We start from the raw sequence: 12303 nt of genomic DNA, 5'->3' as shown, positions 1-12303 counted from the left end.
CATCGACGCAACCCATCTGGAAGACCGGCGAACGGCAGGGATCCGCGTGAGGACGGCCCGCGTGCCCGGCACGCACGGCGCTCGCATTCCCGCACTCCAGCGCCCAGTCTCGATCGGGGCCGCGCCGATTTTCCCTAGGGTCTGTCGGTCACGTCCGAACGGGCTCCGGACTCTAGGGAATTGCCGGGCCGTTCGGCTGGATCGTCAGTTGCGCGAGCCATGGGTGCGGCCCGACCGGGCCGAGCGCCCCGACATCGACGAGGATCACCGCCATGCCCGAACCCTTCCCGCACGGCGACGAACCGAGAGTGCCGCGGCCCTCCACCGAGGGCACCGCGGACCCGGCCGCGGCCGAGCTCAGCGAGCTCGACGAGCAGCTGATCGCCCAGTTGGTCCACCGCGTCCGGCTGGCCCGCGGCCACCAACTAAGCCGTCGCGCCGCCGGATTGCCGACCACCAGCCTCGCGCAGGAGAACGCGATGCTGCGCCGCTACGCCTCCCGGCTCGGCGACCAGGGTGCCGGGATCGCACTGGCGATCCTGGAACTCTCCCGGCCGCCGAGCGGGCCGGCCGTCGGACGACGGTAGGGCGGTGGGGACGCGGAATCCCCACCGCCCTTCGCCGTACCCGGCGGGTGTCACCAGCGGGCGCCGGCCAGCACCTCGCCGTAGTCACGGGCCACGCGCGCCTGCTCCAGGTCGGACTCGACCATCATCCGCATGAGCTCGGGGAAGTCGACCTTCGGCTCCCAGCCCAGCTTCTCCCGCGCGTCGCCGGCGTCGGCGCAGAGCGTCTCCACCTCGGCGGGCCGCACGAGCCCCGGGTCCACCTCGACGTACTGCTCCCAGTCGAGCCCGACGCACTCGAAGGCGATCCGGGCCGCGTCCCGCACCGAGTGCATCCGCCCGGTGCCGATGACGTAGTCGCCCGGGTGGTCCTGCTGGAGCATCAGGTGCATCGCCCGGACGTAGTCCCCGGCGAAACCCCAGTCGCGGACGGCGTCGAGGTTGCCGAGCAGCAGCCGGTCCTGCAGGCCGAGCTTGATCTGCGCGACCGCGAGGGAGATCTTCCGGGTCACGAACTCGGCCCCACGGCGCGGCGACTCGTGGTTGAACAGGATCCCCGAGACGCCGTACATCCCGTAGGACTCGCGGTAGTTGCGGGTGATGTAGTGACCGTAGGTCTTCACCACGCCGTACGGGCTGCGCGGGTGGAAGGTGGTCCGCTCGCTCTGCGGGGTCTCCGCCACCATGCCGAACATCTCGGAGCTGGAGGCCTGGTAGAACCGGATCCGCCCGGAACCGCCCGCGGCACCGGCCGGCTTGTTGATCCCGCTCACCATCCGGATCGCCTCCAGCACCCGCAGCACGCCGGTCCCGTTGACCTCGGTGACGAGTTCCGGCTGGCGCCAGGACATCGGCACGAAGGAGATCGCCCCGAGGTTGTACACCTCGTCCGGCTGGATGGTGTCGACCGCGGAGACCAGGCTGCTCTGGTCCATCAGGTCGCCGTCGACGAACTGTAGGTCCGGGATCAGCCGGCTGACCCGGTCCTTCCGCGGGTTGGCCTGCCCCCTGGTCAGGCCCCAGACCTCGTATTCCAGGGAGATCAGGTGCTCGGCCAGGTAAGACCCGTCCTGACCGGTCACCCCGGTGATCAGTGCACGCTTGGACATCCGTTCCCCTTCAACCACTGCTCGCGGAGCGCTCTCGGCACGGCCAGCGAACCAGAGGAGGGGCTAAGGAATTTGCGAGACTTCCGGCGCACGCCGCCCGGTCCTCCGTCGGGTCGACACATAAGGGGCAATCCGTTCACATCAAACGCCCAGAGAGAGATGTCGATGCCGACCACCCCGCCGCCCGCCCCGACGGCCTCCGGCGCCGGGAAGAGCAATGCGCCCCTGCCGGACCTGACGTCGAGGACCGATGCCCCCGCGGAGATCCCCGAGAACTCGACGAGGCGACGCCCGACGGACCGAAGGAACTCCATACCGCTCTGGCCGTAGACCTTCGCCGCCCTGTTGAAGAGCGCGTGCATCTCTTCGGTGTTCTCAGCGGTTCCCGTGCGAGCCTCCCCGAATTCGACGGCCGCCGGTGGGGCGGCCAGGGCGGTCAGCCAGTCCTTGAAGTAATTGCCCTGGTGGACGGGATACGCGTCGATCAGCACCTGTCCCAGGGGAGCGGATCCCCCGAGTTCGAGGCATCGGGCAACGGCGTTCGCGACGGCGCCCCCGGCGGAAGCACCGACCAGGACGACGGGCCGGTTGCCGGAGTGCCGCAGCACCGTCTCGGCGTGGAGGCGGGCGAGCGTCTCCCGGTCGGCCGGAACGGCGCACCCCGCGCCGATGCCCGGGTGCGGGAACTCCAGGACTCCAACTCCCCCTCGAAGCAGGCGTGCAGGGCCGCGAACCCGCCGCCCGGGAGGGCGGGGAGCGGAGCCCGGTGGACGCCCACGGGCGCTCACCAGGCGTGGTCCCCAAATGGCCCCCAGGGCCACGGACCTCGCGACACGTCCTTCGAAGTCCGACAGGGGTTCTCCAGCGGTCCCTTGATCGCGAACCGCAAGTTGTGGGAGGCGTAGGTGTGCTGGCCCATGACACCGCGCCGGCCGGGGTTCGGTTCGACGAAGTAGCAGAGGGTGACGCGCAGGTCGACCAGGGTGGCGCCGAGGTCGAGGAGTTGCTCGCGTGGCCACTGACCGTGGTCACCCGTCTGTCCGTGCGCCTTCCGTCGGGGCGCCCGCGGCGGCCGGGAGTTCGGTGGCGGTGCGGGTGTTGGCCGGTTCGCATGCCGCCGTCATCAGCCACTCGGCGGTCGGGGCCTCGGTCTCGGGGGGACGCCCTTCGACTACTGTCTGACCGATACCGCCGCCAAGGCCCTCGCTCCTCCATGATCTCCGCTGCGCGCCGCCGGCCGGAAGATGTCCCTCCACGGTGAGTTGACGTATCAACTCCACTGCCTCCGCGAGCGGAGCAGCAGGCGTGGACGGGGTTACGCACACTCGAGAGCTCATCATGCTGATCCCCTGTCAGCAGCGAGGGAAAGGAGCCGATTCAACTTGCACGAAACACACGGACGCAGCCGGAGACTACGCCGGGGAAGCGAACGCGCGGACCCAGCCGAGGTCGTCTTGGCGAAACCCTTGCGTACACAAGCTCAAGCACGGCAAGTTCTGGCCGGTCGTCGAGCGCATCCACCGGGAGGCCGCCGAGGGCTTGTCCAACCGGAAGATCGCGCTGGGGCTGACGGCCGACGGATTCCGGTCGACTCGGGGCGGCCCGTTCCGGTCGAATACGGTCGGGACGATCTTGAGGAACCCGGTTTACCTCGGATGGCAGATCGTTCGGGTGAACCACGTCGCCCAGGTCTATCGGGATGTCAAGGGGAAACCGGTGCGGGTGTTCGCCAAGGGGGTGGAGGGTATTCCGCAGGAGACGTGGGACAAACACCGGCGGATCGCGGCCGGGTGGGAGCGCCGGAAGAACCTGCCGACTGCGGAAGAGCAGGAGAAGCCCATGAAGCGCTCGCCGGCGTCGGGGCTCATGTGGTGCGATGGCGGAGGCCGGGACCCGAAGAAGGGTCACATGGCGACGATCCACGGCCAGTCGTTCCGGTGCGGCAGGGTCAACCTTGGGCTGGACTGCCCCGCTCCGGTAACGGGTATGCGGACATCCGTGGAGCGGGTCCTGGCGGAGGAGTGGCGCAAGAAGCTGTCGACGGCGAATCCGCTGGACCCCACCCTGTTGGCCGTCGCGGAAGGGTGGGTGGACCTGTCCCAGCCGGAGGAGAGCAAGAAGGAGGCCGACGCCCGGGGGCAGCTCAAGCTCGCGGAGGAGGCGGTGGCGCGCATCGACCGCCTGGAGGCTGCCGGGGCATACCCAGGCCGGGACGGAGAGGCCACGTACGTCAAGCAGCGCCGGGCGGCGGTGGAGGACGTAGAGAACGCGCGCAAGGACTGGGAATCGATCGCCCAGCCGATGGCGGACATTTCCGTGCTCACCGATCCGGTCCGCGCCGCGAAGCTGTGGGAGTCGTCGGACGACCACTACCGGGGGCAGTTGCTCCGGTTGGCGATCGAGCGGGTGTACCTGCTGAAGGCTCCTCACTCGGGCGGCAGGTTCACGGCGGACCGGCTGGACATCGTGTGGAAGAAGCCGCGCGGGTGGAAGCCGCCGAAGGACGAGGGCGAGCAGCCCGGGGCGGGTGGCCCTGGGCCACGACACCCCGACCGCTATAAGTAGTCATCCACTTCCATAGTGTGCTCGCATGGATCTACGTACAGTCGGTGCTCTCAAGGCCGCCGCCGGACGGCCGCCACTTTGCCGGTTTGTCCTGCGTTGTGGGGCTGGCACCCTCTGGGCGGTCCGCTCACGGGGCAGGACTCCGAGGCGCCAACCCCGGACGGGTCCATCGAACGGCTTCGGCTGGGCTCATCCGCGGCATGAGGCTGGCTGCATACAACGACCGCTCCTGTGGGAGCGAAGGCACGGAAGGAACCGACATGACTGTTCGCGAGATCAGAGGACACGGCGTGGACGCCTGCCCGGACGGTTTCCTGGCGCTGTACGAGCACAGCGACTTCAACGGGTGGAGCGACGGGCGGATTCTGCTCACCGACGAGTCCATCCCGAACCTCAAGGATCACAACTTCAATGATGTGACCTCCTCAGTCGTTCAGAAGATGCCGGGTAGTTGGATCATTCTTTGGACCGACACCAGGTACGGCGGTACGAGCTTCCCCCTCCAGAGCGATACCCGCGAGTACCCCAACATGATCGACTTTTCGAAGATCGATGTCAGGCAGAACGACACCATCTCCTCAGTGCAGTTCAGGGGATAACCCGGAAGCGCGCTATCGCCTCGGAGCGGACATCGCCCCACGGACTGCCGTCTGAAACGCAGAAAAGGCCCCCGGTCAGCACCGTGCGAACAGTGCCGGCCGGGGGCCTTAACGTGGGTCAGGTGGACAGGGTGCGGAGCAGAGCCAGGGCAAGGCGGCGGGTGCGGCCGATCTCGGCCAGCAGCTCTACCGCGTGGTCAGGCACCTCGGGTGAGGCCAGCAGTGCCCTCGCGTCAGGGCTGCTGAGGTACTGGGTCAACAGGTACTCGCCGTTGCAGCGGTCGGCCTGGAGGCTGCGCAGGGCGACCTCGGCGATCACCCGGGGGTGGTCGGGCTCGCTCATGCCGCTATCCAACCATCGTGGCTGTCACCAAGTGCAATCTTCGATGCTCATGGCCAGATCCAGTGCCACGCGTTTCGGAAGGGGGACGACCGATCGGGTGATCTGGCGGCCGGGTGTGGAGTGCTCGGTCTCGATGACGATGACACGCTCGCCTGTGGGGGTGCGGGCCTCGTAGGCACGGGCGGCCTGTTGGCTCAGAACCTGAACCTACCCAGGTAGGTGCGCTGGTTGTGCCGTCAGCATGCCGGGGGCGTGCTCCGGCCCGCGACATGTGGAGAACATTTAGTAATCATACGATCACGTTCAGGGGTCGTGGATCCCCCCTCCCCACCCTCATCCAGGAGTTTCGACGTGAACGTTCGTCTCGCCGTCCGGCGCATAGCCCGGATCGCCGCCCTCGCCGCCCCCACCCTCGCGCTGCCCCTGGCCACGGCGCTGCCCGCCCACGCGGCCTTCCCCCCGCCGGGCACCCGGTTCCTGATCGAGACCACCATCAGCGGGACCACCTACTGCCTCCAGATCAACCCCATCCCCGCCGACTCGTCTGTTGTCTTCGCGGCTTGCAGTACCGGCGGCACCGACCCCGCCCAGGCGTGGACCCACGACACCCTCACCGGACACGTTCGCAGCGTGCAGAGCGGCAAGTGCATCGACGTGGACGGCGAACAAGGCTTCTGTCCCGTCCTTCCCGCCTCCTACTGGACCCAGGACGATGAGGGCCATGTCAACAACCTGGTCCTGGTGGGAACCTACTTCTGGCAGGTAACCCCGGACATCTCCTTCCCTGGCAGGCTCGTGACGACCAAGAGTGCGTCGAACGCATCCATCTTCCACTTCACCGAGCTCTCGTAACCGCTTCCCGCTCACCCGCCACGCGCCTGGTCTGCGGGTTCCCACCGGCCCAGGCGCGTTAGCGATGACGGTTCGACGGCGCAGCTCGCCTCGTCTCCTGGAGCAGGAAATTCGCCATGGCGATCTTGCTGGCGACGCCTGCGTCCGGGCCGAGCAGTTCGGAGGCGCGCAGGAACGCGCGCTCGCGCTCCGCGGTGGTGTCGTTCGCGGGGAGCATCACGTCGGCGAAGGTGGGCGGCTGGGACGGTGCGGGCGGCATCGCGGTGATGACCGGCTGCGGTGCGGTCAGCTGGTCGGCCAGGACCGGCTGGGGGAAGGCGGTGGGCGAGGTCGAGCCGCCGGGCACCATGTAGGGCAGTCCGGCCTGGCGGTCCTGCTCGGCCTGGCGGGCGGCCTCCATCTCGCCCAGGCGTCGGGCGGCCTCGGCTTCCTCCTGGCGGACGCGCTCGATCTCCTGGGCGAGCGTGCGGGACTGCGCTGCGGCCTGGATCAGGGCGTTGCCGAACTGCTGGGCGACTTCGGGGTTCTGGTAGATGGAGGCCATGGCCTCACCAGCGCGGATAAGTACGCCGATGTCGCCTTCGGCGTCTACGTGCAGGCGGGCGAAGTCGGTGGGGCCGTCGTACTTGCAGGGGAAGCGCTGCTCGTCCGGGTGGACGGTCTCAGTTACGGTCGTCATAGGGGTTCTCTCTTGTCAGGTGAACAGGGCCAGGAATGCCTGGACTTCGCGGGCGGAGTGTCCGGCGTCGTAGCGGACGGTCTGGCCGTCGCGGGTGATCTCCAGGCTGTAGCCGTCGTTGCCGCCGTGGTCGGCGAAGACGCGCAGGCGCGCGCCGTCGGGCAGGTCCCCGCCGGGGCCCGGCTCGACGCCAAGGGCCGCCGGGTACGGCGGAAGGTGGTCGAGCTGGTCATCGCCGCCGGGTTTCTCCAGCAGGAGGAGAACGGCGACGTCGTCGCCACAGCGGACGGCCGCGCCATGCTCACCATCTGGCGGCACCACCGCACCGACCTCGCCGAGCCCTGGCCAGCCCGCGCGGAGCCCCAGGCCCTACCCCCGCTGCCCGGCGGCCACGAAGCCGCCCGCCACCGGGAAGCCGCCCGCCAGCGCCTCGCGGAGCTGGAACGCCAGGCCGCCCAGAGCCGCGCCGAGTTCCTGCGGCGTCGCGAGGAGGCAGAGCAGCAGCACCAGGCCGAGCGCGCCGCCGAACGCCAGCGCCGCGCCGACGAGCAGGCCGAGCGCGAGCGTGCCCAGCGGGCCCGCACCGGAGCAGACATCGACCTGACGTGATCCGCGGTGGGTGCCGGCCGCTGGAGCGTCACCGGTGCCGGCCATGACCGCCGCCTGGACGCCACCCTCAACACCACTGACTTCGCGGCGGAGATGTACGAGATCCGGGAGAACGGCTACTTCATCTCCCGCCACCGCTACGAGCACCAGGCCGAGGCCGCCGTCCGACAACTGCTCGCCGACGGCGTCGAGATCGGGGAGCGGACACCAGAGCCCACCCCCGCCTCGCCCACCCAGTCGGCCGTCGACGGCCCCACCGGCCGATGGCACCAGGCCCCACCCCCACCCACCCGAACGGAAGGCACCACCCCTGAGCATTCACCCCGACAACGTCCTGGCCGAGGGCCGATGGAATCCGCGGTGCTTCGAACTCGACTACGAGGGCCGCCGAGGCCACTACCGGGTCGTACGGGGCCTCGGCGAACAGATCGGCACCGTGGAGAAGCACGGGGGTGTCTGGATGCCCAAGGACACCGCCGGAGCCTGGGTCGGGGCAGCCGCCGGCCGACGCGGCTACCTCACCCGCCGGGTCGCGGCCATCGAGCTGTCCATCACCGTCCCGCTCCCGCCGCCGGAGGAAGACGAGAAGTATCGGGTGGCACCAGGCCTCACCCCGTCGTAGACCCTTCGTCGTAGCCACTACGCTGCACCCCAATCGGACACTCTGAGTGACTAGCTACTGCTGGGCCCCGCCATTCCTCGCCATCAGGAAGGGCGGGGCTCTCTACCTCTTGGAGCTGTGGGCAGTCGCCGTCATGATGGACCCCAAGGATGAGCTGGCGGTTCGTCAGAAAGCGATACGCCTGACACGGCCTCATACTCGCGCGCGATCCTGGTTCCTGCACTAACGGCCATGCAAGATCGCGCAAGTGAAGTGACAGGAGGGGTAGCCATGACGATACGGTTCTTTGGTATCGACCCGGAGACCGGCCAGGGGAACAGCCCGACCATCTGGGTGGACGAGGGGATCGGGGACTTACTGGTCCAGACCTATATGGCCGATGAGGCGTCGATCGCTGGCGCGCTCGCGGCCGGCCACGGTCCGGACCACGAGAACACGATCCCGGCGCACGAGGGAGTGTTTCGGATTCCGGCCCGCATGGTGCCGATTCTCAGGAGGGCGTGTGATGAGGCAGAGCGTTCCCAGCTTCGTGGAGATGCTGGACTCGGCGAAGAGCACGGCGGTGCACCTGGAGCTGCGTGACCAGTACAACGTCGCTGAGGAAGCCTCCGAACTCGCCAAGTGGCTCCGCGGTGAAGCTGTCGACGTTAACCCCGACTCGGAGTACTGGAGCGGGTGGAGCGACCTCGTCCGCCGTACCGTTGCCCGAGGTGTCCAGGTGCGCCGGGCCCGCGTCGTCTCAGTGCCGGTGACGGACTACGTGCGGTACGAGCACCACATTACGAGCGTGAACCTGGCCATCGGCGAACAGGTGCGATGGCTGCCCCGAAGCGAGGCGTCGCATCTCGCCCTGCCGGGCAACGACTTCTGGCTTGTAGACGGCCGTGCCGTTCGCTTCAACCTGTTCGATGGTCCCGGGGCGGCGTTGGATCCGCAGTACTCCGAGGACTCGGCGGTCGTCGAGTTGTGCGCCAACGCCTTCGAAGCGGTCTGGGAGCGCGGAGTGGAGCACGAGAAGTTCGCCGTCTGAGTTAGTACGCAGGACCGCCAGATCATGCCCCTGTCCCCATCGTCCAGTGCGCAAGGCGCCCGTGAGACGATCGCCAAGAGGTTGAAAGCCCTTCAGCAAGAAGCTGGCCTGACGGGGCATCATCTGGCCCTACGGACGGGCTTCAGCGAGTCCAAGGTCTCTCGCATCGCAGGGGCCAAAACGCCGCCCTCCGCAGATGACATCCAGCGATGGTGCGTGGCCTGTGGTGCCGAGGGCGAGGCGGCCGATTTGGTTGCCGCGAGTCGTGCCGCCGACGAGATGTACGTCGAGTGGAAGCGCCTGCATCGAACAGGCATGAAGCACGCCCAGGACGCCATCCTGCCCCTGTTCGAGAACAGCCGGCAGATCCGGATGTACTGCTCCAACGTTATGCCGGGGATCGTCCAGCGCCGTGAATACGCTCGCGCGCTGATGGGAGCCATCACGGCCTTCCAGAACACGCCGAATGATGTTGAGGCCGCCGTCGAGAGCCGCCTCCAACGGGGGCGCTATCTCCATCAGGGGGGCTGCACCTACGCCTTCGTCCTGGAGGAGACGGTCCTGTACTACCCCCTGGGCGACGAGGAAGCCATGGCGGATCAGCTGCGCCACCTGCTGGACATCATGGCCCTGCCCCGCGTCAGCCTTGGGGTGATTCCTTTCCGAGCGCCGCGAGCTATGTGGCCGCTCGAAGCCTTCTACATGTTCGATGATCGGCAGGTGGACGCCGAGTTGCTGACCGCAGTCGTCAAGATCACGACGCCGAGCGAGATTGCCGCGTACTCGAAGGCCTTCAGGGTTCTCTCGGGCATGGCGGTACACGGCCGCGAAGCGCGGACCCTAATTGAGCAGGCCATCCGCGCTCTCGGGTGAATCCGTGCAAGACGGTGCAAGATAGTGGCACCGTCTGTAGCTGCCTCCCTACGGTCTATCACGCACCCCCACCGCCACGGCGAAGGAGGACAGACCGATGGCGAGACGCAACCCCAAGCGTGAGTACCGCGAGGTCGACGTGGGTCGGAGCAAGAGTGAGTCGAACCGACTTCCCCCCGGCTGGAGCCCGCCGGACGACTACAGGACGGCCAACGCCGCCAGCCGCCCCCTGTCCGGGGCTGGCGAGCTTCAGATCGCCGCCGTGTGGTCCTGGTGCACCTGCCCCGCCTGCGTCGCCCGCAGGAACGCCGCATGAGCACCGATGGAGAGGCGCAACTGTGAAAGTCGGTGTGATCCAGGGCGACCCGGTCCGGCACCGCAAGGACGGATGGACGGGCACCGTCGCGGAGACCCCGAGCAGGCTCGCTAACCACGCCTGGGTGAACCGGGACAGCTCCAGCGATCCCTACCCGGAGATGGTCCTGCTGGTGGACTTGGAGGCCGCGGATTGAACACGCTGCCGCCCTCCTGGCCTCCGGGCGAGGGGCGCGTCGTGGACCGGCCCGACGGCTACCGCGAGGGGACGTGCTGGGTCTGCTCCCGGGAGACGCTGGTCTGCGCGGGCACCTCGCTCCAGGCCCCCGGTGACCCCCAGCGCACCTGTCACCCGATCTGCAACGACTGCATCATCCGTGCCCGGACGCCCCACCGTCGCGCCGCGCTGCGGGCCGCGCTCGACAAGCGCCCGGCGTAGGTCCCGTGTCGAGCCGCCCGCAGGAGAGCGCCGAGGACGACGGACAGGCGGTGGCCGACCACCATCCACCCCCTATGGAGTACACACGTCTGATCCGCCGGTGCCGCGTGAAGTCAACGTGAGCGTCGTGCCGGCCGAGGGCTATCAGCTGGAAATCGCGGGGGCACTGTCCGACCCGTACGTCGCGGCGGACGACATCGACAGGCACTTCGAACAGGTCATCGCCGACGCGGTTCGCCGGGAACTGTTCATCCCCGACGACGTACCGCTCGTCCTGATCATCACGGACTCCGACGGGGAGAACATCCGGGCCGAACAGCCGTCGAACCCCAAGTAGCACCCACAGACCCCCGTCCCGGCCGACCTGGGGAAGAACGGCCGGGACGGGCACCACCACCCGGCGGGCATCCGTCCGCCGGACACGACGAGCACGGAGGTAGCGGCATGGGCAAGCGCGGAGGCGGCACCGGTTCCGGTAACGGCGGCAAGCAGCAGGACGACAGCAACAAGGGCTCCGGGCACGGCGGTGGCGGCTCGGACGAGGGCGGCAACACCTCGGACGGCCAGAACCCGGCGGGCGGTAAGTAGCCAGTGACCGGCGAGACGCACAGGGAGGCAGGCCCTCAGGGGCTCGCCTCCGCGCTGGTGGCCAGCGGCGCACTCACTTCGGACTGGCTCCCCTCCTTCGAGGCCGTACCCCGCGAGCAGTTCGTCCCGGACCGTATCTGGCCCGGCATCGCGAACGGCACGAAACAAAACCCCGTGGTGTACCGGTCGAAGGACCCCGGGGCGTGGCGCAGGGCGGTCTACTCGGACATCCCACTGACGACGCAGTGGGACGACGGCGACCACGAGGGGGACGGGCTCGGGACGACCCCGAGTTCGTCCAACTCCATGCCGACGATGGTGGCTTCCATGCTCCGCACGCTGGACGTGAACGCGGGTGACCGGGTGCTGGAGATCGGCACGGGTACGGGCTGGAACGCGGGCCTGCTGGCCCGGCGGCTCGGGGACACGAACGTGGTGAGCGTCGAGTACGACCCGGAGGTCGCCCGGGGGGCGCGGGAGAACCTGGGCCGGGCCGGACTCGCGCCGACCGTGGTCGAGGGCGACGGGCGGGCCGGGTGGCCGCAGGGCGCTCCCTACGATCGCATCATCGCCACGTGCTCCGTGCTGGAGATCCCTGCGGCGTGGCTGGAGCAGTCGGCCCCCGGCGCGGTGATCGTGGCCCCGTTCGGCACCGAGTACGGCGGCGAGCAGATCGTCCGCCTGATCGTGAACGACGACCGGTCCCGCGCGGTCGGCACGTTCACCGGCGGCTCCGCCTTCATGAGGATGCGTCAGCAGCGCACCGAACGGCCGCTGTTCGAGGAGTACCTGCACGGGGTGCCCTGGCCGGCCGACGGCGTGAAGAGCACCACCACGCTGTCCCCGTGGGACACCGGCGAGTGGTTCCAGCAGTTCGTCATCGGCCTCGGGGTACCCGGCGCGTTCTGGCGTGCCGAGCGCTACGACAACGGCGCGTACACGCTGTGGATCTACAGCCGCGACAAGCGGTCCTGGGCGTCAGCAGACTACGAGCACGGCCGCACCGAGTACGAGGTGTACCAGTCCGGGCCCCGCAACCTCTGGGACGAGGTGGAGGCCGCCTACCGCTGGTGGGACGACCAGGGCCGCCCCGGCTTCGACCGCTTCGGCCTCA

At 68.7% G+C, this 12303-nt stretch carries 20 protein-coding genes and 1 pseudogene; 14 read left to right on the top strand and 7 right to left on the bottom strand.

Translation table 11 applies throughout. The features are described 5' to 3' along the window. Nucleotides 1-272: 272 nt before the first annotated feature. Nucleotides 273-587: a hypothetical protein gene (locus AB0O19_RS35650; RefSeq protein ID WP_363625605.1), complete on the top strand. Its 315-nt coding sequence runs from the start codon at nt 273-275 to the stop codon at nt 585-587. A gap of 50 nt (nt 588-637) precedes the next feature. Here the strand turns inward: AB0O19_RS35650 and AB0O19_RS35645 are convergent, their stop codons facing one another. The 3 genes and pseudogenes from AB0O19_RS35645 to AB0O19_RS35635 all read right to left on the bottom strand — a co-directional run. Continuing rightward, the gene (locus tag AB0O19_RS35645) at nt 638-1675 is read right to left on the bottom strand and encodes a GDP-mannose 4,6-dehydratase (protein WP_363625603.1); all 1038 of its coding nucleotides are present in this window, start codon (nt 1673-1675) and stop codon (nt 638-640) included. Beyond that, nucleotides 1657-2166 carry a hypothetical protein gene (locus AB0O19_RS35640; protein ID WP_363625611.1) on the bottom strand — a complete coding sequence of 170 codons (510 nt, stop codon included), beginning with the start codon at nt 2164-2166 and terminating at the stop codon, nt 1657-1659. The genes AB0O19_RS35645 and AB0O19_RS35640 overlap by 19 nt, the downstream gene beginning before the upstream one ends. Nucleotides 2167-2190: 24 nt before the next feature. Continuing rightward, nucleotides 2191-2463: pseudogene (locus AB0O19_RS35635) on the bottom strand (hypothetical protein); the annotation flags it as partial. A gap of 517 nt (nt 2464-2980) precedes the next feature. Between AB0O19_RS35635 and AB0O19_RS35630 the strand changes: the two are divergent. Together AB0O19_RS35630 and AB0O19_RS35625 are read left to right on the top strand one after the other, a co-directional pair. Next, nucleotides 2981-4240: a recombinase family protein gene (locus AB0O19_RS35630; protein WP_363625601.1), complete on the top strand. Its 1260-nt coding sequence runs from the start codon at nt 2981-2983 to the stop codon at nt 4238-4240. A gap of 260 nt (nt 4241-4500) precedes the next feature. Beyond that, nucleotides 4501-4839, top strand: a complete 339-nt coding sequence (locus AB0O19_RS35625) for a peptidase inhibitor family I36 protein (protein WP_363625599.1) — start codon at nt 4501-4503, stop codon at nt 4837-4839. A 118-nt stretch (nt 4840-4957) separates the two neighbouring features. Here AB0O19_RS35625 and AB0O19_RS35620 read toward each other — a convergent pair whose 3' ends face one another. Continuing rightward, nucleotides 4958-5182, bottom strand: coding sequence for a hypothetical protein (locus AB0O19_RS35620; RefSeq protein ID WP_363625597.1), 225 nt, complete (start codon nt 5180-5182; stop codon nt 4958-4960). Between the two features lie 351 nt (nt 5183-5533). Between AB0O19_RS35620 and AB0O19_RS35615 the strand changes: the two genes are divergently transcribed. Then, nucleotides 5534-6034, top strand: a complete 501-nt coding sequence (locus AB0O19_RS35615; protein ID WP_363625595.1) for a hypothetical protein — start codon at nt 5534-5536, stop codon at nt 6032-6034. A 58-nt stretch (nt 6035-6092) separates the two neighbouring features. On the opposite strand, the gene AB0O19_RS35610 is transcribed toward AB0O19_RS35615, so the two are convergent. From AB0O19_RS35610 to AB0O19_RS35600, 3 genes are read right to left on the bottom strand one after another with little or no spacing between them, the layout of a single operon-like run. Further along, nucleotides 6093-6713 (bottom strand): hypothetical protein, encoded by a 621-nt coding sequence (locus AB0O19_RS35610; protein WP_363625593.1) that lies wholly within the window; start codon nt 6711-6713, stop codon nt 6093-6095. A 15-nt stretch (nt 6714-6728) separates the two neighbouring features. Continuing rightward, on the bottom strand, nt 6729-7034 hold the full coding sequence (locus tag AB0O19_RS35605) for a hypothetical protein (RefSeq protein ID WP_363625591.1): 306 nt from the start codon (nt 7032-7034) through the stop codon (nt 6729-6731). A gap of 48 nt (nt 7035-7082) precedes the next feature. Next, on the bottom strand, nt 7083-7367 hold the full coding sequence (locus tag AB0O19_RS35600; protein ID WP_363625590.1) for a hypothetical protein: 285 nt from the start codon (nt 7365-7367) through the stop codon (nt 7083-7085). A 415-nt stretch (nt 7368-7782) separates the two neighbouring features. Here AB0O19_RS35600 and AB0O19_RS35595 point away from each other — a divergent pair, with 415 nt between their 5' ends. The 10 genes from AB0O19_RS35595 to AB0O19_RS35550 form a co-directional block, all read left to right on the top strand. Continuing rightward, the gene (locus AB0O19_RS35595; RefSeq protein ID WP_363625588.1) at nt 7783-7944 is read left to right on the top strand and encodes a hypothetical protein; all 162 of its coding nucleotides are present in this window, start codon (nt 7783-7785) and stop codon (nt 7942-7944) included. Between the two features lie 270 nt (nt 7945-8214). Next, complete coding sequence (locus tag AB0O19_RS35590) at nt 8215-8526, top strand: hypothetical protein (protein WP_363625586.1); 312 nt, start codon at nt 8215-8217, stop codon at nt 8524-8526. Beyond that, nucleotides 8450-8974, top strand: coding sequence for a DUF6879 family protein (locus tag AB0O19_RS35585; protein WP_363625584.1), 525 nt, complete (start codon nt 8450-8452; stop codon nt 8972-8974). The genes AB0O19_RS35590 and AB0O19_RS35585 overlap by 77 nt, the downstream gene beginning before the upstream one ends. Nucleotides 8975-8998: 24 nt before the next feature. Continuing rightward, a complete protein-coding gene (locus AB0O19_RS35580) occupies nt 8999-9847 on the top strand; it encodes a helix-turn-helix transcriptional regulator (RefSeq protein ID WP_363625582.1) in 849 nt (282 codons plus the stop codon). 97 nt (nt 9848-9944) lie between these two features. Continuing rightward, entirely contained in the window at nt 9945-10163 is a 219-nt protein-coding gene (locus tag AB0O19_RS35575) for a hypothetical protein (protein WP_363625580.1), read from the top strand. Nucleotides 10164-10185: 22 nt separating this feature from the next. Beyond that, on the top strand, nt 10186-10359 hold the full coding sequence (locus AB0O19_RS35570; RefSeq protein ID WP_363582707.1) for a hypothetical protein: 174 nt from the start codon (nt 10186-10188) through the stop codon (nt 10357-10359). A gap of 41 nt (nt 10360-10400) precedes the next feature. Further along, complete coding sequence (locus tag AB0O19_RS35565) at nt 10401-10601, top strand: hypothetical protein (RefSeq protein ID WP_363625578.1); 201 nt, start codon at nt 10401-10403, stop codon at nt 10599-10601. Nucleotides 10602-10719: 118 nt separating this feature from the next. Next, nucleotides 10720-10938, top strand: coding sequence for a hypothetical protein (locus tag AB0O19_RS35560; RefSeq protein ID WP_363625576.1), 219 nt, complete (start codon nt 10720-10722; stop codon nt 10936-10938). Between the two features lie 107 nt (nt 10939-11045). Then, the gene (locus AB0O19_RS35555) at nt 11046-11189 is read left to right on the top strand and encodes a hypothetical protein (protein WP_363625574.1); all 144 of its coding nucleotides are present in this window, start codon (nt 11046-11048) and stop codon (nt 11187-11189) included. Nucleotides 11190-11192: 3 nt separating this feature from the next. Beyond that, on the top strand, nt 11193-12303 hold a 1111-nt coding region (locus tag AB0O19_RS35550), incomplete at its 3' end, for a methyltransferase domain-containing protein (protein WP_363625572.1).

Source organism: Kitasatospora sp. NPDC091276 (assembly GCF_040684355.1).
GTDB lineage: Bacteria > Actinomycetota > Actinomycetes > Streptomycetales > Streptomycetaceae > Kitasatospora.
Note: the sequence above shows the minus strand (reverse complement) of the source record. Positions and strands in the feature narration are given on the sequence as shown.

Bases quoted from the DNA above. Each gene is read 5' to 3' on its own strand.
- AB0O19_RS35610 (WP_363625593.1), bottom strand. From the start codon at position 6,713: ATGACGACCGTAACTGAGACCGTCCACCCGGACGAGCAGCGCTTCCCC.
- AB0O19_RS35620 (WP_363625597.1), bottom strand. From the start codon at position 5,182: ATGAGCGAGCCCGACCACCCCCGGGTGATCGCCGAGGTCGCCCTGCGC.
- AB0O19_RS35650 (WP_363625605.1), top strand. From the start codon at position 273: ATGCCCGAACCCTTCCCGCACGGCGACGAACCGAGAGTGCCGCGGCCC.
- AB0O19_RS35585 (WP_363625584.1), top strand. From the start codon at position 8,450: ATGAGGCAGAGCGTTCCCAGCTTCGTGGAGATGCTGGACTCGGCGAAG.
- AB0O19_RS35555 (WP_363625574.1), top strand. From the start codon at position 11,046: ATGGGCAAGCGCGGAGGCGGCACCGGTTCCGGTAACGGCGGCAAGCAG.
- AB0O19_RS35575 (WP_363625580.1), top strand. From the start codon at position 9,945: ATGGCGAGACGCAACCCCAAGCGTGAGTACCGCGAGGTCGACGTGGGT.
- AB0O19_RS35625 (WP_363625599.1), top strand. From the start codon at position 4,501: ATGACTGTTCGCGAGATCAGAGGACACGGCGTGGACGCCTGCCCGGAC.
- AB0O19_RS35580 (WP_363625582.1), top strand. From the start codon at position 8,999: ATGCCCCTGTCCCCATCGTCCAGTGCGCAAGGCGCCCGTGAGACGATC.
- AB0O19_RS35645 (WP_363625603.1), bottom strand. From the start codon at position 1,675: ATGTCCAAGCGTGCACTGATCACCGGGGTGACCGGTCAGGACGGGTCT.
- AB0O19_RS35590 (WP_363625586.1), top strand. From the start codon at position 8,215: ATGACGATACGGTTCTTTGGTATCGACCCGGAGACCGGCCAGGGGAAC.
- AB0O19_RS35600 (WP_363625590.1), bottom strand. From the start codon at position 7,367: ATGGCCGGCACCGGTGACGCTCCAGCGGCCGGCACCCACCGCGGATCA.
- AB0O19_RS35595 (WP_363625588.1), top strand. From the start codon at position 7,783: ATGCCCAAGGACACCGCCGGAGCCTGGGTCGGGGCAGCCGCCGGCCGA.